Source organism: Paenibacillus filicis (assembly GCF_038070315.1).
Classification (GTDB): domain Bacteria; phylum Bacillota; class Bacilli; order Paenibacillales; family NBRC-103111; genus Paenibacillus_G; species Paenibacillus_G filicis.
In genome coordinates this window covers 1-17565 of the sequence record NZ_JBBPCC010000039.1, presented here as the reverse complement: position 1 = coordinate 17565, position 17565 = coordinate 1, and the positions used below count along the sequence as shown (strand labels likewise).

Genomic DNA, 17565 nt, shown 5'->3' with positions numbered 1-17565 from the left:
ACAACAATTTTATATAGAAAGAAGTGTGTTTGTACACCATGAAAATAGCTAAGTTGTCTCAAGTAAAGCCGAACAGCAATTTGATTGATTTTTCAGAAGCTGAAAGCGCGCTAGGGTTTCAGTTGTGCTCCAGTATTAAAAGTTTATACACTCGGGTGTATGGCTGTAATGGTGAAGGAAGCTTGAAATCGCTTATGACTATACCTCAAAACAATAAATGGGATACATGGTTTTCTTTCAATGAAACCGAGAGGGATCGAAATGAATTCTTTCTAGAAATGCCTCATTCATCTCAGGTGGTCAATGAATTCATTATTAAAGGTTTTCTAGAATGGACTGGGGGAAATGATTTTGGAAGAAGAATGATGATAGGCAATTTATTAATAAATATAGGTAGTATTCCAATATTAATTAATAACGATACAAACCAAGTAGAGTGGATAGATTGTGATTATGGGCACTTTGAAGTTTATGAAGAGAATCCCAACGGAGTTTTTGCAAATTCAATTGATGATTTCTTAAAAATGTTCGTTTAATGGGTATCAATTGGAATGACTTACCTATTTGGCAAAAGCGCGGCGTCTGCATCACCAAACAATACTTTCAAAAAGGTGAAGCAACTCGGAGTAAGTGGGATGTTGATTTTGAAACACCAATCTTCAGCCAGAACCGAGACTACATTAACCAATATGTCTATTTGAATAAGGATGAGTAGATGTGGAATGTGTAATCTTTATCGGGATTCAAGCTTCTGGAAAGTCAACTTTTTTTAAAGAGAAATTCTATAATTCGCATATACGAATTAATCTTGATATGTTGCGGACAAGAAATCGTGAGGATATCTTTTTAACGGCTTCCATCAAAGCAATGCAGCCATTTGTTGTAGATAACACGAATCCCACAATCGCAGATAGAAAGAAATATATCGATATGTCCAAGGATCACAACTTCAAGGTGATTGGCTATTTCTTTGAACCTGATTATGATTTGTCTTATTCACGGAACGATTTGAGGCAAGGAAAAGAAAAATTGCCTGAAGTAGCAATTAAGAGCACATTAAAGAAATTGCAGAATCCTTCATTCGCTGAAGGATTCGACGAGTTGTACTTAGTTAGATCAGCAGCTGGGGGATTTTTGATTGACAAGATCGATTAAAACGAGTCTTGATCCCAGTCATTTCCCAGTCAATGAATGGATAAAAGACATAGTTGTCAATATTGGGAAGAGTGAGAATTATAGATTTTATGGAGACACATGGACTGTTTTAGTAAGAGTATATAAATTAATAGATAATACATGGAATACAGAGGCTGATGTAGCTTTTATTGTGGACGAGGCGCCATGGCATTTACTTGAACAAGGGTTCAGTTTTAAGCTTTGGGCAGGAAAGGATATTGCTACTGTAACAATTCTTTAGGGAACAAATCATGGAATATTGTTAGTTAAACGGAATCAGGTGAATTGATATGGAAAACTATTTCTTAAAAGCTGTAATGCGAATCAATAGCATTGATGAAAAACAATATGTAAATATATCACATAAAAGATATAGAGATTTTAGATCTAAAGGAGAGTATACGGCTGACGCTACGCTTATTGCCGAGTATTATCGTAGAGTTGGAGTCTTTCTACAATTAATGAATGAGGAAAGTGCTTATATTTTACTGGGAATGTCGAAATTAATTCATAAAGAACCCATTCTTGACTATGATAATTTGCTTACAATTTGTCCAAATCTCAAGAAAATTAACTTAACGATTTTTAAAGCAATTTGCTTCAACTATCTTGAGTGGTGTTGCTTAATTGATAGCGGCAACCCATTAGCCATTAAATATCATGACATATATGAGCCAATTATAAAATTATTCGAACGAGGAGGGGGACAAATTAGTACCCATCATCATGAGCTGGTCGGAGGTTTTGGCGCATTTCCGCGATCAATCTCCGCCAGCAGAGGTGATATGAAAGAGTTTGATATTAGCGATAAAGCACTTGAACTGGAAATCAAGGAAGTAGAACATGCTGAAGCGTATCTTAAAGAGTATCTACAAGATAGAAATGTTACGAGGAAATGCATCCGATGCGCGAGTAGATTGTTCATACAGGAAAATCAAAGTATTGGTGGTACTTGGTACAAAGTTAAATGTGAAACTGAAAAATGTTTTGATGATAATTTCAGTAGTTATTATTTTTAATGAAATGAATTATTTATATAAATTTATTTTGTGAGGTGGCTATGATAGCAACAATAGGTTACAGGTTGAAATTTCCCAAAGCCAGGGATTTTGTTAATATTACCAGTGATCATGCTATTCCAGTAAAATCATTTCTTCAGTATGAAGGCAAATACTATTGTGTCACAAGGGTTTATTTTGCAAACAATAGAGATGCTGGTGGATATCTAATAGAAGTCAAAGAAGCAAATGAGATCCCAAGTAATTATGTAACTGTCAGGAAGTCCTTAAGATAAAACCGAAGTTTCATTGGAAAGGAGAGGGTAGATGATTGAAAATTAGAGTAAATAAAAAGAATCGCCAAGTAATAATTGATAATTTTTTTCATATTGGTGGAGTCATCATTCCGACGACAGGGAGAATGAAAGTGAATAAAATTGAGATTTTGTAAGGATCGGAGGAGTATAGATGGAATGGGATAAAATTTTTGAAGATGCATTCGAAAAGAGAGAAGGGGCAAGCAATCAAGAAATTTATAATTTCCATGAGACTTGGAATACACAGATATCAGATCTAGAGATTCAGAGCGTCATAGACACACACGCTCAGACAGGCTCTGACATACCATTTGCCCCTTCGCAATGGAGTTTTCCGCAGAAAAAACTTCCATCGACGTATATCGAATTCCTACAATATTCAAATGGTGGAGATTTTCAGAGAGGAGATAGATATTTTCAATTTTTTAGTATTACGCAATTTAGAGAGTATAATGTAGCCTATGAATTTCCAGAATATATGAAGCATTGTGTTTCAATGGGTATGGACGGTTATGGCAATCATTATATTTTTGATATGAGGGAAGAGATGACTGACAATGAATACCCTATCCTTGTAGCTCATTCTGGGTATCTAGACTTTGAGGGTAGCGTTCGTGTAGCTGATTCATTTTTAGAGCTATGTATGGGGAGAACTTCAATGAGTGATGAAATGGACAAACGTTGGCATTAGGTATGTAATAAAATGGATATTTGATTGGAGTGAAGCGATTTGATTTATATTACTGGAGATGTGCATGGCAGCGTAAGTATCGGAAAAAGACTGAACACCAGGAACTTCCCTCAGCAGAAAAGCCTCACTAAGAAAGATTATGTTATCATAGCGGGAGACTTTGGACTTGTCTGGAACAATGACAAGGAAGACATGTATTGGCGTAAATGGCTTAATAAAGAGAAGTCGTTCACTACCTTGTTTATTGATGGCAATCATGAGAATCATGACTTATTGGACGCCTATCCTGTTGAGGAGTGGAATGGAGGTAAGGTGCATAAGATCAATGAATCGATAATTCATTTGATGCGTGGCCAAGTGTATGAAATTGAAGGAAAGAAGTTCTTCACATTCGGTGGAGCTGATTCACATGATAAGGAGCATCGTAGAGAGGGTATCTCCTGGTGGAGACGTGAAATGCCATCATATGCAGAGTATGAAGAGGGTCTGAAGAACCTAGATAGGCATAGGTGGGTTGTGGATTATGTGATTACACATACATGCTGCAGTGGAACTATGGAGCGGATAAGCGAGCGACTGGGTATTAGGTATGAATTGGATCAGATGCACAGATATTTTAATGACATAGATAAGAAATTAAAGTATAAAAAATGGTTTTTTGCTCATTTTCATGCTGATATTGAGTTACCACGGAATCAGAGATTGATATTTACAGATGTATTGCAGCTGACATAAATACATTGTCTAATTAGTATTGTTTTATTAGAATTAATAATTACTGAGAATTTTTTTGGTTAATAATGCTATTATAGACAATAACAACTTTAAGAAATGGATGAGTAAAATGAACTATATTATACTTGATTTAGAGGCCACCTGCTGGGAGAATGTCCGTTCAAATCGAAATGAAACAATTGAAATTGGTGCAGTTAAATTAAATGACAAACTTGAGTTTGTTGATGAGTTTCAAACATTCATCAAACCAATACGGAATCCATGGTTGTCGGATTTCTGTAAAAACCTTACATCTATCAAACAAGAGGATGTTAATAAGGCCCCTTACTTTATAGAGGCCATTAATAAATTCAAGGATTGGATAGGTGAAGAGGAATATTTCCTATGCTCTTGGGGCTTTTATGATAAAAACCAGTTGATGACGGATTGCGATTTACATAAAATCTCGAATAACTGGCTGCTGAATCATATTAGCATAAAGCACCAGCACGGAAAGATGATTGGTAAGGGAAGAGGTGTCGGCATGGAAAGAGCTTTACAAATGCTGAAGCTTCAATTGGAAGGTATCCATCACAGGGGTATTGACGATGCTCGAAACATTGCGAAGATATTTATTAAGATTTACGATAAATTGGAGTTTAAATAAAACGTGCATTTCGTTGGGCAGGAGATGACTATAAAAAGTGAAAGTACATGGACGAGAAGTAGTATTTAAGGCTCTTTCTGGGAGCGTAAATAGAAATCTAAATGACAATAAATCTGATCGAGACATCAAGCTATTTGTATTGCCTACCTTTGATGATTTGTATAATGGTGTCATATACAAAAATTTTACCACTTCAGATGCTGAAGATATTGAGATACATGATGTTAGGAAGCTTGAAAAACTTCTATTTAACTCAAATCTAACATTCCTAGAGCTTTTGTTTTCAGTTGAGATTGATACATATGACTATAAAGAAATAAATCAAATTATTGGAATGCGTGACGATTTAGCAAGAATCAATTTAAGGAACTTGTATAATAGCTGTTATGGTATGTATCACGGTCAGATGAAGGATTTGCTTAAGCCAAATTCTGATAAACAACAAGAGATTATAGATAAGTTCGGATACAATACAAAGAAAGCAATGATGTCATTGCACTTTTTAAAGTTTATTTCAAAATTCTATTCTACTGATTTTAATGACTTTTCTTCGTCTATTGTTTATCAGGGTGAAGAAAGGGAGTTTATGTTGAATGTCAAACATGGTGGTCTAGCATATAACCAGTTTATCGATTTAACTAAGGATGTGGAGGCAGAAACAAAACTCATTGAGGATGCATATATGTCTCAAAAAGTTAATCAAGAGACCAATAACAAGTTACAGAGATTGCTAAGATCCTTAATTAAAAATAATATTGATTTAGTATAAAAAGTACACTTTACATCTTTGAACATTAGGCAGAAAGCATGTTGTCTTTTATATTAAAGAGATTAATGATCAGCCATATAGACTTGAACTAATTAAATGGTGCATAATTTGGTTCAGAATGGAAAGGAACTTGCCAGTGAACCGCTGTAAAGTTTTTTTCTATGCGTTCGAGGCTGATTGTGGTTGTAAGGATGAGAATTTATCTATAAAAGAAGGAGTGCTTGAGCAGAATTAAAATCTGTAAAAATAAAAAAAGAAGTCAGAGACTTCTTTTAGTTACTTACTTTCTTTCCTAGGTGATGTTTGTATGCATGAAAAATAAAGCGTTCGTTTTGTAAATCTTTTAATTTTATGCCACCAAATAAATTAGTAACTTCAATAATTTCGAATTTTCTTCCGATTTTAAAAGGAATGTAGTCTAAAATTTTTCGTTTTGCGTTTTCAGCCTCTTCATATTTCTTTCGAGATGGTTCACCTAAGGTCCAAACTTCACCAATAGTAGGATTTCGTAAAGTTCCAGCCATTTAGCACCTCCTTTATAGTAGATTTTACAATAAAAACTTACCTTGAACAACTAGGTACACATTATTAAATATTTCAAATTATTGCACAAAATAGAATTTATAAATAAGAATAAAAGTCGAATTTTATAAGAATAAAAAATGTAATTTAAAGTATTTTGAAAATGCTATATTAACTACACAAAAAAAGCAGCTGCTTCGCAAAAGAATAGGAGTACATCAAATGAATAAACCTCCTTTGTTACTTTCGGTTGAGATAATTGTGAAGCAAATGGGATTAAACATAAAGAAAGCAATTGAATCAATTAAAAGTGACAAAGGATGAATTTATATTCTGGATCTTTCGCCTAGAGGCCGATGGCAACCAGCTCATAACTGGTCACATCATCGCAAGTTCGAATCCTGCAAGATCCACTGAGCGGATATGGTGGAAGGGCAGACACACAGCACTTAAAATGCTGCGGTAATGCACCTTGCGAGTTCGAGTCTCGCTATCTGTATTGCAACCACAGTTCATTCTAACAACAATTTTACTCTGATAAGTAGGTGATATGAATAGACAGTAGAGATCCACCGAAATCTTTCCTCTAAATTAACCAATAATTATAATATAAATTATGAGGAGAGATAAATAATAATGAGTAACCTACAACCTACATAGGGACAGTTTGTTCTTAAAGGAATCGTCACAGGCCTTTCAAATGACAAAGCATTTAGCGAAAGAAAGATGGGAGTAATCCTTGGCAAAAGATTCAGTTTGGTATCAAAACAAGTCCAGCAGAATTTGTCTACGTTGAGCTAATGGGATCAAAAACAAAAGAGGTTAATCTTGTATATCGCGATCCTAGTGATGGTAAGCGTGATAATAAAAATATCTAGAAAGTTACTTGGGGTGAAAGATACAAGGAACGGGATGACAATTTCGAGATTCAAATGAATATTAAAGCAGGTCTTGAGCGAGATGAAGAAGGAAAAAAGTAAAAGATAATAAAACATTAACTCCATTCGATACAGTGGATTATATTAAGAAGTATCTCAAAGACGGCGAATCAGTCTTTATTCGTGGAGCACTTCAGATCACTGACTACCAAGGTAAGCCACCACTGGGCCAAGACAGACATCGAATGGGCGTTAGAAAACGGTATGGTGAGCGGCGTGGCTCCTGGTAGGTTTAGTCCGGATACGACAACCACGGAAGAACAATTTCTGAAAATGCTCCTGATCGCTATAAAAGGAGTAGCGGAACAGCCGGAGAGTACAACTTGGAGCGCAACGTATGATACATTCGCCGCCGCGCATCAGTATCCGCTCCAAATCGAGCAGCACGATAAGCCGATTACACGAACGGCCGTTGCGGAGCTGCTAGCGGTCACACAGGGGTTAACGCAATTGGTGACCAAGCGATTCGGTATGTGCTCGACAAGCAGCTATCCCAGAGGAAAGCAGCCGCCATGGTCTAGGGCTATCAAGGCGGTGACCACCTGACGCGGGCGGAATCCGTGTGCTTCATCCGCAATGTCCTCATCATGGCTGAGTACAAAACTCCACAGCATCGGCCCGAGCAATTCACTCTACCCTCATACTAACCTCGCGGCATAGAAAAGATCCTCCGAAGCCCATCTGCGCATCCATGAAGACATATATGGCTTCATGCTCATAGCAGAAATCCAATTGAAGTAACCTATTTTGTTCGTCAAACGGAGACAGCTTCTCCTCATGAATACCTGTAAATTGAAAAGACACGGCGTAGGGGGAGAAATCTCCGGCTGTGTCTTTGATGGTTATGCGCAACGTTTTTCCCAAGCCCTCTTTCTCAACCCTCAGGTCAGCTTGGGTAATCTCAGCGTAATGAAACGGGGGAAACCAGCCAAGGGTTTGCATAACCTCATTGATTCCCATAATGGATGCCAGCGGAGAAAATAGTAGCTCAAATCTGAGCACTTCCTCCAAGCGCGATTCGTACTGAGGGCTTATGAACAATAACAACGAACCTGATTCATATTGGTTAACGACGGCTCTAAAAGCTGACCATGAAGGGGTACCAGCCTGCCCTGCAATAAGCTGAATCTGGTCATGCATGCGCAGCTTCATCGATGGATCCCCATGGATGTGTAAGCGAAAGGCCAGCGCTTCCTCTTCCTTGGGAAACTTGACCGTCTCACGTTCTACGGATAGAACATGAACACCCCAACCAGCAGATCTGAATAATTCCTCTCCCACCTCTACACCTCCAAGTCATTCCACCTGAACGATCTCAACCCGTTCCAGCATGCTCTCAGCCTAGTCAACAGAAAAGAATGAGGTAAACTTTGGGTAAAAAAGTTTAGACCTCATCGTTATTCTTCCAATTAATGTTATAATAACTATAGCTCATCAAGCTATTTCGATCAATACAAGGTGTACAGGCGTCGTTTATCGATTAGATAAAGGAGATGAGAACATGACAGCAAATGCCACAGCCGAACAAATCCGCATTATAGAATATGAACCATCCTACGCGGCAGCGGTTGCTGACATGTGGAACCTCAGCAAAGAAAGCTGGGGAGGCGGCACCGACCAGAGAACGGAGGACAGCGTGCGCCGGGAAATGGAGATTTCCTCACATCTTCATGTCTTTCTCGCCGTTCACGGCGAGGAGGTTGTTGGCTTCTGCAGCTTCGCGCACTACCGCCAGGACGAAGGGGCCTTGTATGTGCCGTTGTTGAATGTACGGCCCGATTATCACGGGCACAAGGTTGGCCGGAATCTGATCTTGAATGCGGTTCGCAAGACCGTGGAAGCGGGCTGGCCGCGTCTCGATCTGTTCACCTGGGCGGGCAACACCAAGGCCGTGCCGATGTACAAGAAGTGCGGGTTTTTCTGGGAAAAAAGTGATGATTTCGTCCATCTGATGAACTTTATCCCGACTATCCTGCAGACCGAGGTGCTCGCCCCGTATTTCGAAGAGCTGGATTGGTATGCTGACAGCACCCGCGAGCTCGTGATCGAACCGGATGGCCGCCGGGAGCGGGGCTTTGATTTCTTCGATTACACTTGGCGCAAGGGAGAGCTTGCCTTGCGGGCGGAATTCGAGAAGACCGGACGGGGGCTAACCGCTCTGGACACGCCGGATTTTGCAATCTTCACCGAGATCGACGATCATGATCTCGTGTTCGGTGCCGTTTATAAGGTTCGTTATCGCATCCAGAACCGCTCTGCGTCCGAGTTGGCGATCGAGATCAAGGGCCAGGACGACAAGAATATCAAGTTTGCTCTGTCCGCAGCCCATACGCTTGATCCGGGAGAAACCGTCGTCGTAGAGGGCGAATTCGAGCTTGATCCGGTGCAGGAGGAGCAGAATGCCAAGAAGACTCATCCCATTGTCAGGAGCCAGTGGGTCATCGGCGGCAGGAGGGCGGAGTTCCGCACCGGTATTGCTACGAAGCTTCCGGTGAAGATGAAACCGGCACTGCCAGATGGAGTGCCGTATCCGGGCATTCCCGCCGTGTTCTACCTGAACGTGGAGAATCATTTTGCGTCGGAGGCGCAGTTCGCTTTTGACTGGCTGGAGGATGATTGTGTAGAATGGGCGGAGCGCACAGTAAGCTTCACCATTCCAGCTAAGGGCAAAGCCTCTATCCCCGTACCGTTCACCTTGCGGTCTTACGGCCTGTACTCGCGAGAGCTTGAAGTAAGAGCCGTTCCGGCTGTAGGGAAGGCGTTCTCCTTTGTCAGCAAGCTATCGGTTCTGCTCAAGGGAACGTATGGCCGCTTCGGAGGTGAGGACGGGGAGCAGTGGGTTGCTGTGAATGGTGCATTCTCCATCCACCTGAGCAAGCTGGATAATAACATGACCATCGGTTATGCTGGCTCGGACCATAGATTCTGGTGGGTCTACCCGAAGCTGGGCAAGCCGTTTGCCGAAGAATTCTCCAAGAAGCAGGCCAAGGAAGTGAAGATTTATCCTGATCGGGAGTATCAGGTGCTCGAAGCCCTCTACGAGTCGGACAACTTCCCCGGTCTGCAGGTGAAATCGGTGGCCAAGCTGTTGGCAAGCGGGATTTCCGAATTTCACCACGAAATCTGCAACACCGGCAGCGAGGCGCTGGTAGAGAAGATGTACCTGCTGACGAATTTCGGGTTATTCGGCAAGCGGCTCATCCTGCCCTACCAGGAACGTTACGTGGACATGGGTGACGCTTACGCCAGCGATCCGGATCATTGGGATAGCAGTCAGATCACCGAGAACTGGCTGTTCTGCGAGAAAGAGAATGCCGCTTACGGGATCTCTTGGGACCCTTCCCTGAAGCTGTTTCGCCCGGAATATACGCTCGGGCTGGAGCATGGTCTTGGCCGAATCGCGGCTGGAGCGGTCGTGCGTACGGAGCCGACGGTGTTTGTTCTGAACGCTTTTACGAAGTGGCGGGATTTCCGCGCATTTGCCCAGAAGCGGCAGGATTCGATCGACCCGGCTCTGGACAATCATCTTGACCTGGTGCTCGGCGGCGGTAATCCGTTCCTAGCGGGGGCACTGAACGCCGAACTCATCGAACGCAAGCTGCTTCCGCTCGTCGGCACCCTGGAGTTGTATGCGCAGAACGGCAGAGAGCCGGAACGGAAGGCAGCCGACATCCAGCTGAACCGGGAGCAGGACCTGCGTTCCGCGCGCTTTGAGATCCCTCGGGAGGAAAAGAACGCGCTGGAACAAGGCGACGGCTGGAAGGTCCGGGCTGTCTATCGCGGTGAGGATCGGGTCCAGGAGCGGACGGCGCTCTGGTTCCCCCAACTGGAAACGGAGAGGAGCTTCGTTTCCAAGGTGGAGGAAGGTCCGGCTGGTTCCATTTACACGGTGAGCAACGGCGTTATCTCGATAGCGGCTGCCCCCCAGTTCGGGAGTGTTGTGCATTCCCTGAAGTACCAGGGAGAAGAGTGGCTGGATAGCTCTTATCCACAAGCGGTCCCGCGTTCCTGGTGGAATCCTTGGCACGGAGGACTTGGTGTGCAGATTCCCGGCATAAGCGGCTTCAGCTGGCGGCTGGAGCCGAGAATCGCGGCTTGGGCTGAGCGGACAGACATTCACGGCAACCTCTGGAAGGGACTGAAGCTGACGACTCATATCGAGAAACAGGAAGCGAAGCGGGGGATTACGATCGAGCAGCATTACCTGATGCTGCCCGGTGTCCCTGTGCTATGTGCGCTGCATGCGGTCACCAACGGAAGTGGAATGGTTCTGCCGCATTTCTCGATCACGGATGATCATTTCTTCAAGCCTTCTCCCATCTTCTCCGAGGGCGTGATGGAAATTCCGGGAGAAGGAAGGTTCTTGCTTGGGAAGACGGAGGCGCATCTTCCTACCAAGGAAGTGTTGCGGATCGGGGCGGTTTCTCGCGAGGACATGCTGCATGTGGTGCATCGTTATTCCGAGCGGTCATCGGCGTATATGAACAACCAGGTGTTCGGCCACGCTGTGGATCATAAGCTGGCACTTCGGCATGGGGATACGGTCTGGACCCAGCCGGTCTTTCTAATCATGGGCCGGATGGCACTGAATCTGGCGGATGTCCAAAGCCTGCGGAAGCTCACATTTGTCAGCACTGACAACGAGAAGGGGAACTCACATGCCGATCATTGACATTCATATTCATCTGTCGGACATCGACAGCTTTCATCAAACCGCGCTGAATCAGTCCAAAGTGGAGTACAGCGCCGCTGGCCTCAAGGCTGAGTTTGATAAGAACGACGTCGTTCTTGGCATCGGCATGGGCGTTACGGAGCAGACAAAGGGAGCCTTTCCCGATTCCGCTTCGCCCAATCCGATGGGGCTCGACCTGGAAGACAGCGTCCCGCCGTTCCTGATGGAGTGCGTGGGGATCAATCCCAATCGGCTCGGCGGGAGGCAGGCTCAGGAGGAGCTGGACCGGATCGAAGCGCGGCTGCAAGCTCCGGAAGTGGCCGGTATCAAGCTGTATGCCGGTTACTATCATCATTATGTTTATGACAAAATCTACACCCCGATCTATGAGCTGGCTGCCAAGTACAACACGCCCGTGGTGATTCATACTGGCGATACGTACTCGATGAATGGCTTGCTTAAATATTCGCATCCGCTTACTGTCGATGAGCTGGCCTACCAGCAGCGCGGCGTGAACTTCATGATCTGCCATTTGGGCGATCCGTGGGTGATGGATGCTGCCGAAGTGGTGGCCAAGAATCCGAACGTCTATGCCGACTTGTCCGGGCTGGTGGTCGGCGACCGGCCTCATTTTGAGCGGTTCATGAATGAGCCGCTGTTCATGGACCATTTCCGCCGGGCGCTCGTATACTCAGATCACTACGAGAAGATGCTGTTCGGGACCGACTGGCCGCTCGCGCCGATCGATCTGTATGCGGAATTCATCCGCCGGCTCGTGCCGGAGCAGCATCATGAGAAGGTGTTCTATCACAACGCTTTTGAGCTGTTTCCTCGCATCCGTCAACGGATCGACGCGCTCTGAGTACAGTTGTGAGGAGATGAATATGAGTTCTGGTGTACAGGTTGTCGAATATGATTCGGATTGGGTCAGGTTATTTGAGCAGCTGCGAGACTTTGTTCATCCGGTATTGAGCGATATTGCAATCAAGATCGAACACGTTGGGAGCACCTCAGTTCCAGGATTGGCAGCTAAGCCGATTGTGGATATGGACGTCATCGTGTCTTCGCAGCCGGATGTTCAATTAGCCATCCAAAGACTGGCCGAGCTTGGTTACGTTCATGAGGGCGATTTGGGAGCCACGGGCAGGGAGGCTTTTATGCCACCTCTTAACGTACCCTGGCATCACCTGTATGTTTGTACGGTAAACAACGCTGAATATAAGCGTCATATCTTGTTTCGGGATTATTTGAGAAGTCATGCGGAGGACGCCAAACAGTACGGTGATTTGAAGCTAGAACTCGCAAAACGATTTCAAAACGACCGTAAGGCATATACCCGTGCCAAGAGCGAATTTGTGAATGAGATTCTTAAACGTGCCGGATGGAGATGAAAAATAAGAAACCTGTCGATATGACAGGTTTTTTTGCTGCAGCTGGTCACCGGGGGGCGTACTGGCCGCTGCGCCCCAAATGTTTGAATGGCGATATATTTGTCTGCACGATCAAATGACATTCATTCCAAGTCTTCCAGGTTTAATTCAAATTTCAGTTCCATAAGATTGTCTTTCCAGCTATGGTTTTCTTTTTCAGCCACGATAGTCGGGATGTAGAAGAAACCATCTCAGCTGAGCGCTGTCGCCATGATTCAAGATTGCAATAGAACCAACAATCTCATCATTGTGCTCTGCAATCCATAGCTTGTACTTGTTGGGATCGTAGGGGGGATGAACGAATTTTAAAAAAAGTTTCTCGTCAGCTCACTTGATGAGCGCTGGATTTTCTTAATCCGCGACGGGTGCTCCGATTCGCTATAAAAACGCCCGTAATGATAAGTACAGCACCGATATAACTATTTACTCCGACCATCTCCTTCAAGAAGATGAAGGCAAAGATCGCCGAGAAAATAGGTTCGAGCGAGAACAGAAACGCTACACTCACTGCCGTTGTGTAGGTTTGAGCGACAGACTGCATCACAAAACCATAAGCGCTGCATATTAGGGCCAAGCCAAGAATCGCTAACCAATGGATAGGGCTATCCGGCAGTAGCGGCGTTTCAAATATAAAGGTAAATACAGTGGCGTAAAGGGCAGAAAAGCCAAGCTGATAAATACCTAATTGTAAGGCGTCTACTTCTCGTACAAATTGATTCGAGACCATGATATGTACCGCGTACAGCAAAGCAGCAATCAAGCAATAGATGGCGCCTATGTCAAATGTCAGTTGATCGCGAACGGTCATGAGCACTAGTCCAATAGATACAATCACAACACCAAACATGATAGCTCGGGATGGAAGCTTTCGTTGGAGGAATGCTTGAAGGATCGGAACCATGACCACCGTGGTACTTGTTAGAAAACCTGCTGAGGTCGCAGATGTAGTCAGCACCCCATATAACAGCAGGGCAAAAATGCCTGCCAGTAAAGCACCGGAGATCGAAGCATATTTCAATAACTGCATATTGATTTTGAGCATTTTTTTACCGAAAATCATCATGGTCACAAGGAAGGCAATACCACAACGCAATGCGACTATGGTTGCCGGTGGCATTCCGTCAATGCCGAGCTTCATGAACATATACGATAGGCCCCAAGCTATGGATACCGTAGCTAAAACTAAGTTTGCTTGTTTTTGTGTCATTCGATTCACCTTAACCCCTATTGTTGTGTGATGAACAATATCCTACTCATAATTAGGGGATAAGAGAAGCCAATATATGATATATTGAGAATAAGAATATCTTATGCATGGCTGGAGGCACTATATGAAAAAATCAAAATACGAAGTGTTTATGAAGGTCATTGAGCTGGGAAGCTTGTCACGGGCAGCAGATTATTGCAATTATTCGCAATCGGCCGTCAGCCAAATTATTATCTCACTGGAAAATGAGTTTGGTATCAAGCTCTTGAATAGAAGTCATGCTGGAGTTTCTGTTACTTCAGACGGCAAAGAACTGCTTCCTCATATTCAAAAGCTAAGCCAAGCCTATATGGAGCTTGCCGACAAAGTGTCTGAATTGCTTGGCATAGAAAGCGGGCTTATCCGGATCGGCACGTTCTCCAGTATTTCGTGTCATCTGCTTTCTCCACTTCTCAAAGACTTTAAAGCCAAGCATCCGAATATTAAATTTGAGCTGATTCAAGGGGACTACCGCCAAATCGAAATCTGGATTTCGGAGGGAACGGTCGATTTCGGTTTTGTGGATTTGCCTACTTTAAGAGAATTTGAAGTGATTCCGATCATGGAGGACCGGATGCTAGCTATTCTTCCTGCAAACCATGCATATGCTCATGAAGAGTCTGTACCCTTGAGTATTTTTGAGCAGGAATCTATGATCCTTTTGGAAGAAGGGACAAAAAAAGAAGTGTTAGACATGTTTCGCCAACATCGGATCCAAGCCAAGATTGAATACCGTCTTGATGATGATTATACGATCATTTCAATGGTCGAAAATGGGCTAGGTATAAGCATATTGGCTGAACTTATTCTAAAAAGAACCCCGTACAATATCCTCAGCAAAGAAACTTCCCCGAGTTTCTCCCGAAGGATTGGAATAGCCATAAAAAATAGAAAACAAGCGTCAATAGCTGTGAGATGCTTTCTTGATTTTATTGTAGAGAATAAAGAAAGGTATATTCCTCTTGTGCAATAGACTTACCGTTGGAGGAATAAAGCATGCTGCCACTAATTGTGTGGCAACATGCTTTGCTGTTAAACTAACGTTCCCCGTTACTTCAAAAGATTTTGGTAATTGGGGAGGAAGTCATCCTTATTGGGTCCTCTAAGATGTTCAAAATTGTTAAGCTCAACTCCAGCTGATGAGATCCGATAGGTAAACACATCTTCGCCGACAGGTATATGAGGACCGACTATGGGTTGAGCATCTAATGTGATTAAAAAATCAAAACCACGGAAAGCAGCTACCCTTTCAATGTTCTTCACGTTTACAGAATCTGGATAAATAACTGGTGGTACTGAAATTACATCGGAGTATACCTCAGCAAGTTTCTCTTTCATATGCGGAAGTAGAATTAAAACAAGCATATCTTGTAGCTGCAGTTCCCTCGAGTCCTCAAGAGGCTTATTACCAGCAGCAGTTGAAGTTTGCTCAGAAAGAGCCTCTTCAGCAACATAGTGAACATCTATTTTATGTATGTTATCCGTCTCAGGAGAGGCTTGTGTGTATTTGACAACAGCACCACTGCTCTCAGCGAATAAACGAAGAGGTACATATGCCTTATTATTATAGTTAAGCACCTCTTCACCTTCCTGTAGCTGTGCTTCTTTGGAGAGTCCGTTAGCTAGAAAAAAAGTAACTTTACTTGGAAAGATTGTTGCTTCAATTACACTCGAAGCAAATACAGAAGTTGTTGCCATTAAGATGGCACCACATAACACACCTGCAATAAAATGTTTTTTCAATTCGTCCGCTCCTCTTCAAATTGTAAATTCTTCTATCCAATTGACGAAGCCAATGAACTGCTAGTTGCAAATTCATATAAATCTTTCCAGTACTCGCCTCTGAAGAGAGAAACGATCTTCGCTGTCATTCTTACGATTGTATAAGTGTCCAAGAATCAGGACCGACCTCTTCATATAGTATGTAGGGGAGGAGGGCGATTATAGATGATCAATGTGTATCTGGACGACATACGTCCTTGTCCGCAGGGCTATCAATTAGCAAGAAGTGTAGAATCCTGTATGGAGCTCATTCGGTCGAAGAAACTGGATACCTTGTCCTTGGATCATGATCTAGGCTTCGGTAAGCCAAGTGGTTACGAATTAGTCAAATTTATGGTAGCCAACAACATATACGCCAAGAAAATCATCATCCATAGTGCCAATCCATTTGGCCGCCTCCGGATGTTCAAGCTGTTACAGAAGCATAAGCCGAAGGAGGTTGAGCTATATATTCGGCCAGAGCCGTTGTTCTTCTCCTTATGAGAGATCCGGGGGAATTTGTTGGTTAACAAACAAAGGACCCCTGTAGAGGTCCTTTGTACAAGTTTTTAAAACAGGATTTTACTTTAATTCATTAGCGAACTTCCGTAATTGTTCGGGATCGTGAGTTTGAAATAGAAGTTCTTTATCGTTAAAGATAAGAACAAGATTGTCTGGATACTTGGATGCTACTCCCAGCTTTTTTAACCACTTATGCTCATCTGCGGTCTTATAGATCTGACTTTTCTCCACACGCTCGAGCAGCTTAGGTTCGGAATTTAAGACGGCAAGAACTTGCTGGTCGTAATCGCTTGAAGTCGAAAAGAGGGGAATAGACAGCTTGCCGGTCTCGCTGCTTGTTAGTTTTTCCAGGATATCGGATTGACTCGATCCACATGCTGAAAAAGTCATCAGTACAGTTAATAACAATGTGAACATAAGCCATCTTCTGGGCATTGTAGGACCTCCTGATCGCATTGTCTTATTGGAAAATCCATGGTCATATCCAATAATCATACATAAACTGTCAATCAAACGCAAAGAAAAACACCCGCATCGGATGTTTTTCTATGAACTCTGACTATTTAATTCTCGATCACAATCCCGCTAAGCTTGAGATTAACCAAATTAGCAATGGTATCCCCAACGGGGCATGTTTCTTCCAGGAACTTTACAAATTCCTCAACCTGGTCTCTAGGCGAATCTGTTTTTATGTGAAACGTGTAGCGAATGTCGGAATACCCGGGACGAACATCAGATTTCTTGAAAAATCCATCCAAGTCCAGATCCCCCTCGACTTCTACCCAAAAATCATTCAGGCTAATATTAAACTTTTTGGCATACACCCGGGCAACAATGGATTGACAGGCGCCCAAGGAACCAAGCAGGGCTTCGACCGGATTCATGCCCGTGTCGGTTCCGCCCAAGCTCTTAGGTTCATCTATAGTAAATTCAAAGTCTCTGGAACGTACTTTAACGACTACACCTTCTTGTAAATGGGCAGTAGCTTTGAATGTCGTGATAGCGATGATACTCACTCCCACTATAAATTAATAAATTCTCTTGTTTTCTCACTCTTTCTTAGACTTTCAACCATGGACTTTTTGAGAGCTGGAGAAGTCATGTAAGGATGACATTATTTTCTGGTGGAGCCGGTGGCAGGA

21 protein-coding genes, 2 tRNA genes and 2 pseudogenes are annotated in these 17565 nt (G+C 43.2%); 18 read left to right on the top strand and 7 right to left on the bottom strand.

Annotated features, from left to right (window positions below; all coding sequences use genetic code 11):
* The first annotated feature begins 38 nt into the window (after nt 1–38).
* The 10 genes and pseudogenes from WMW72_RS35745 to WMW72_RS34240 all read left to right on the top strand — a co-directional run bounded on the left by WMW72_RS35745 (nt 39) and on the right by WMW72_RS34240 (nt 5332).
* Nucleotides 39–536: a hypothetical protein gene (locus tag WMW72_RS35745; protein ID WP_423227639.1), complete on the top strand. Its 498-nt coding sequence runs from the start codon at nt 39–41 to the stop codon at nt 534–536.
* Nucleotides 537–538: 2 nt separating this feature from the next.
* Nucleotides 539–715, top strand: a pseudogene (locus WMW72_RS35765) (tRNA(His) guanylyltransferase Thg1 family protein); the annotation flags it as partial.
* Between the two features lie 2 nt (nt 716–717).
* Nucleotides 718–1155: an AAA family ATPase gene (locus tag WMW72_RS34275; RefSeq protein WP_341420087.1), complete on the top strand. Its 438-nt coding sequence runs from the start codon at nt 718–720 to the stop codon at nt 1153–1155.
* Nucleotides 1139–1417: a hypothetical protein gene (locus WMW72_RS34270; RefSeq protein WP_341420086.1), complete on the top strand. Its 279-nt coding sequence runs from the start codon at nt 1139–1141 to the stop codon at nt 1415–1417. The genes WMW72_RS34275 and WMW72_RS34270 overlap by 17 nt, the downstream gene beginning before the upstream one ends.
* A gap of 49 nt (nt 1418–1466) precedes the next feature.
* On the top strand, nt 1467–2195 hold the full coding sequence (locus tag WMW72_RS34265) for a hypothetical protein (RefSeq protein WP_341420085.1): 729 nt from the start codon (nt 1467–1469) through the stop codon (nt 2193–2195).
* 35 nt (nt 2196–2230) lie between these two features.
* On the top strand, nt 2231–2470 hold the full coding sequence (locus tag WMW72_RS34260; protein WP_341420083.1) for a hypothetical protein: 240 nt from the start codon (nt 2231–2233) through the stop codon (nt 2468–2470).
* Between the two features lie 172 nt (nt 2471–2642).
* On the top strand, nt 2643–3182 hold the full coding sequence (locus WMW72_RS34255) for an SMI1/KNR4 family protein (RefSeq protein WP_341420082.1): 540 nt from the start codon (nt 2643–2645) through the stop codon (nt 3180–3182).
* Nucleotides 3183–3221: 39 nt separating this feature from the next.
* Entirely contained in the window at nt 3222–3917 is a 696-nt protein-coding gene (locus WMW72_RS34250) for a metallophosphoesterase family protein (RefSeq protein ID WP_341420081.1), read from the top strand.
* Between the two features lie 109 nt (nt 3918–4026).
* Nucleotides 4027–4563, top strand: a complete 537-nt coding sequence (locus WMW72_RS34245; RefSeq protein WP_341420113.1) for a 3'-5' exonuclease — start codon at nt 4027–4029, stop codon at nt 4561–4563.
* A gap of 37 nt (nt 4564–4600) precedes the next feature.
* Nucleotides 4601–5332: a DNA polymerase beta superfamily protein gene (locus tag WMW72_RS34240; protein WP_341420080.1), complete on the top strand. Its 732-nt coding sequence runs from the start codon at nt 4601–4603 to the stop codon at nt 5330–5332.
* A 272-nt stretch (nt 5333–5604) separates the two neighbouring features.
* Here WMW72_RS34240 and WMW72_RS34235 read toward each other — a convergent pair whose 3' ends face one another.
* On the bottom strand, nt 5605–5856 hold the full coding sequence (locus WMW72_RS34235; RefSeq protein WP_341420079.1) for a hypothetical protein: 252 nt from the start codon (nt 5854–5856) through the stop codon (nt 5605–5607).
* A gap of 333 nt (nt 5857–6189) precedes the next feature.
* Here WMW72_RS34235 and WMW72_RS34230 point away from each other — a divergent pair.
* The 3 genes from WMW72_RS34230 (at nt 6190) to WMW72_RS34220 (ending at nt 7338) form a co-directional block, all read left to right on the top strand.
* A tRNA-Ile gene (locus tag WMW72_RS34230) sits at nt 6190–6267 on the top strand.
* Nucleotides 6268–6271: 4 nt separating this feature from the next.
* A tRNA-Leu gene (locus WMW72_RS34225) sits at nt 6272–6353 on the top strand.
* A gap of 562 nt (nt 6354–6915) precedes the next feature.
* Nucleotides 6916–7338 (top strand): S-layer homology domain-containing protein, encoded by a 423-nt coding sequence (locus tag WMW72_RS34220; RefSeq protein ID WP_341420077.1) that lies wholly within the window; start codon nt 6916–6918, stop codon nt 7336–7338.
* Nucleotides 7339–7419: 81 nt separating this feature from the next.
* On the opposite strand, the gene WMW72_RS34215 is transcribed toward WMW72_RS34220, so the two are convergent.
* Nucleotides 7420–8073, bottom strand: a complete 654-nt coding sequence (locus WMW72_RS34215; RefSeq protein ID WP_341420076.1) for an Imm50 family immunity protein — start codon at nt 8071–8073, stop codon at nt 7420–7422.
* Between the two features lie 220 nt (nt 8074–8293).
* Between WMW72_RS34215 and WMW72_RS34210 the strand changes: the two genes are divergently transcribed.
* The 3 genes from WMW72_RS34210 to WMW72_RS34200 are packed head-to-tail and all read left to right on the top strand — an operon-like array spanning nt 8294 to nt 12855.
* Nucleotides 8294–11464, top strand: coding sequence for a GNAT family N-acetyltransferase (locus tag WMW72_RS34210; RefSeq protein WP_341420074.1), 3171 nt, complete (start codon nt 8294–8296; stop codon nt 11462–11464).
* Nucleotides 11451–12326 (top strand): amidohydrolase family protein, encoded by an 876-nt coding sequence (locus tag WMW72_RS34205; protein ID WP_341420073.1) that lies wholly within the window; start codon nt 11451–11453, stop codon nt 12324–12326. The genes WMW72_RS34210 and WMW72_RS34205 overlap by 14 nt, the downstream gene beginning before the upstream one ends.
* Before the next feature lie 22 nt (nt 12327–12348).
* Nucleotides 12349–12855, top strand: coding sequence for a GrpB family protein (locus tag WMW72_RS34200; protein ID WP_341420072.1), 507 nt, complete (start codon nt 12349–12351; stop codon nt 12853–12855).
* Between the two features lie 195 nt (nt 12856–13050).
* On the opposite strand, the pseudogene WMW72_RS34195 reads toward WMW72_RS34200, so the two are convergent.
* Nucleotides 13051–13164 (bottom strand): annotated as a pseudogene (locus tag WMW72_RS34195) (GNAT family N-acetyltransferase); the annotation flags it as partial.
* A gap of 52 nt (nt 13165–13216) precedes the next feature.
* On the bottom strand, nt 13217–14101 hold the full coding sequence (locus WMW72_RS34190) for a DMT family transporter (RefSeq protein ID WP_341420071.1): 885 nt from the start codon (nt 14099–14101) through the stop codon (nt 13217–13219).
* A gap of 124 nt (nt 14102–14225) precedes the next feature.
* Between WMW72_RS34190 and WMW72_RS34185 the strand changes: the two genes are divergently transcribed.
* Nucleotides 14226–15113, top strand: a complete 888-nt coding sequence (locus WMW72_RS34185; RefSeq protein WP_341420070.1) for a LysR family transcriptional regulator — start codon at nt 14226–14228, stop codon at nt 15111–15113.
* Between the two features lie 77 nt (nt 15114–15190).
* Here the strand turns inward: WMW72_RS34185 and WMW72_RS34180 are convergent, their stop codons facing one another.
* Complete coding sequence (locus tag WMW72_RS34180; RefSeq protein ID WP_341420069.1) at nt 15191–15883, bottom strand: DUF3888 domain-containing protein; 693 nt, start codon at nt 15881–15883, stop codon at nt 15191–15193.
* A 204-nt stretch (nt 15884–16087) separates the two neighbouring features.
* On the opposite strand from WMW72_RS34180, the gene WMW72_RS34175 reads away from it, so the two are divergent.
* On the top strand, nt 16088–16405 hold the full coding sequence (locus WMW72_RS34175; RefSeq protein WP_341420068.1) for a cyclic-phosphate processing receiver domain-containing protein: 318 nt from the start codon (nt 16088–16090) through the stop codon (nt 16403–16405).
* Nucleotides 16406–16483: 78 nt separating this feature from the next.
* Here WMW72_RS34175 and WMW72_RS34170 read toward each other — a convergent pair whose 3' ends face one another.
* Both WMW72_RS34170 and WMW72_RS34165 read right to left on the bottom strand, forming a co-directional pair.
* Nucleotides 16484–16858 (bottom strand): hypothetical protein, encoded by a 375-nt coding sequence (locus WMW72_RS34170; RefSeq protein ID WP_341420067.1) that lies wholly within the window; start codon nt 16856–16858, stop codon nt 16484–16486.
* 128 nt (nt 16859–16986) lie between these two features.
* Entirely contained in the window at nt 16987–17430 is a 444-nt protein-coding gene (locus WMW72_RS34165) for an OsmC family protein (protein ID WP_341420112.1), read from the bottom strand.
* Nucleotides 17431–17565: the final 135 nt, after the last annotated feature.

What these genes read in the sequence shown, in the direction of transcription:
- WMW72_RS34170 (WP_341420067.1), bottom strand. Translation starts at nt 16,858, where the DNA reads ATGCCCAGAAGATGGCTTATGTTCACATTGTTATTAACTGTACTGATG.
- WMW72_RS34255 (WP_341420082.1), top strand. Translation starts at nt 2,643, where the DNA reads ATGGAATGGGATAAAATTTTTGAAGATGCATTCGAAAAGAGAGAAGGG.
- WMW72_RS34265 (WP_341420085.1), top strand. Translation starts at nt 1,467, where the DNA reads ATGGAAAACTATTTCTTAAAAGCTGTAATGCGAATCAATAGCATTGAT.
- WMW72_RS34235 (WP_341420079.1), bottom strand. Translation starts at nt 5,856, where the DNA reads ATGGCTGGAACTTTACGAAATCCTACTATTGGTGAAGTTTGGACCTTA.
- WMW72_RS35745 (WP_423227639.1), top strand. Translation starts at nt 39, where the DNA reads ATGAAAATAGCTAAGTTGTCTCAAGTAAAGCCGAACAGCAATTTGATT.
- WMW72_RS34210 (WP_341420074.1), top strand. Translation starts at nt 8,294, where the DNA reads ATGACAGCAAATGCCACAGCCGAACAAATCCGCATTATAGAATATGAA.
- WMW72_RS34185 (WP_341420070.1), top strand. Translation starts at nt 14,226, where the DNA reads ATGAAAAAATCAAAATACGAAGTGTTTATGAAGGTCATTGAGCTGGGA.
- WMW72_RS34190 (WP_341420071.1), bottom strand. Translation starts at nt 14,101, where the DNA reads ATGACACAAAAACAAGCAAACTTAGTTTTAGCTACGGTATCCATAGCT.
- WMW72_RS34245 (WP_341420113.1), top strand. Translation starts at nt 4,027, where the DNA reads ATGAACTATATTATACTTGATTTAGAGGCCACCTGCTGGGAGAATGTC.
- WMW72_RS34200 (WP_341420072.1), top strand. Translation starts at nt 12,349, where the DNA reads ATGAGTTCTGGTGTACAGGTTGTCGAATATGATTCGGATTGGGTCAGG.
- WMW72_RS34175 (WP_341420068.1), top strand. Translation starts at nt 16,088, where the DNA reads ATGATCAATGTGTATCTGGACGACATACGTCCTTGTCCGCAGGGCTAT.
- WMW72_RS34205 (WP_341420073.1), top strand. Translation starts at nt 11,451, where the DNA reads ATGCCGATCATTGACATTCATATTCATCTGTCGGACATCGACAGCTTT.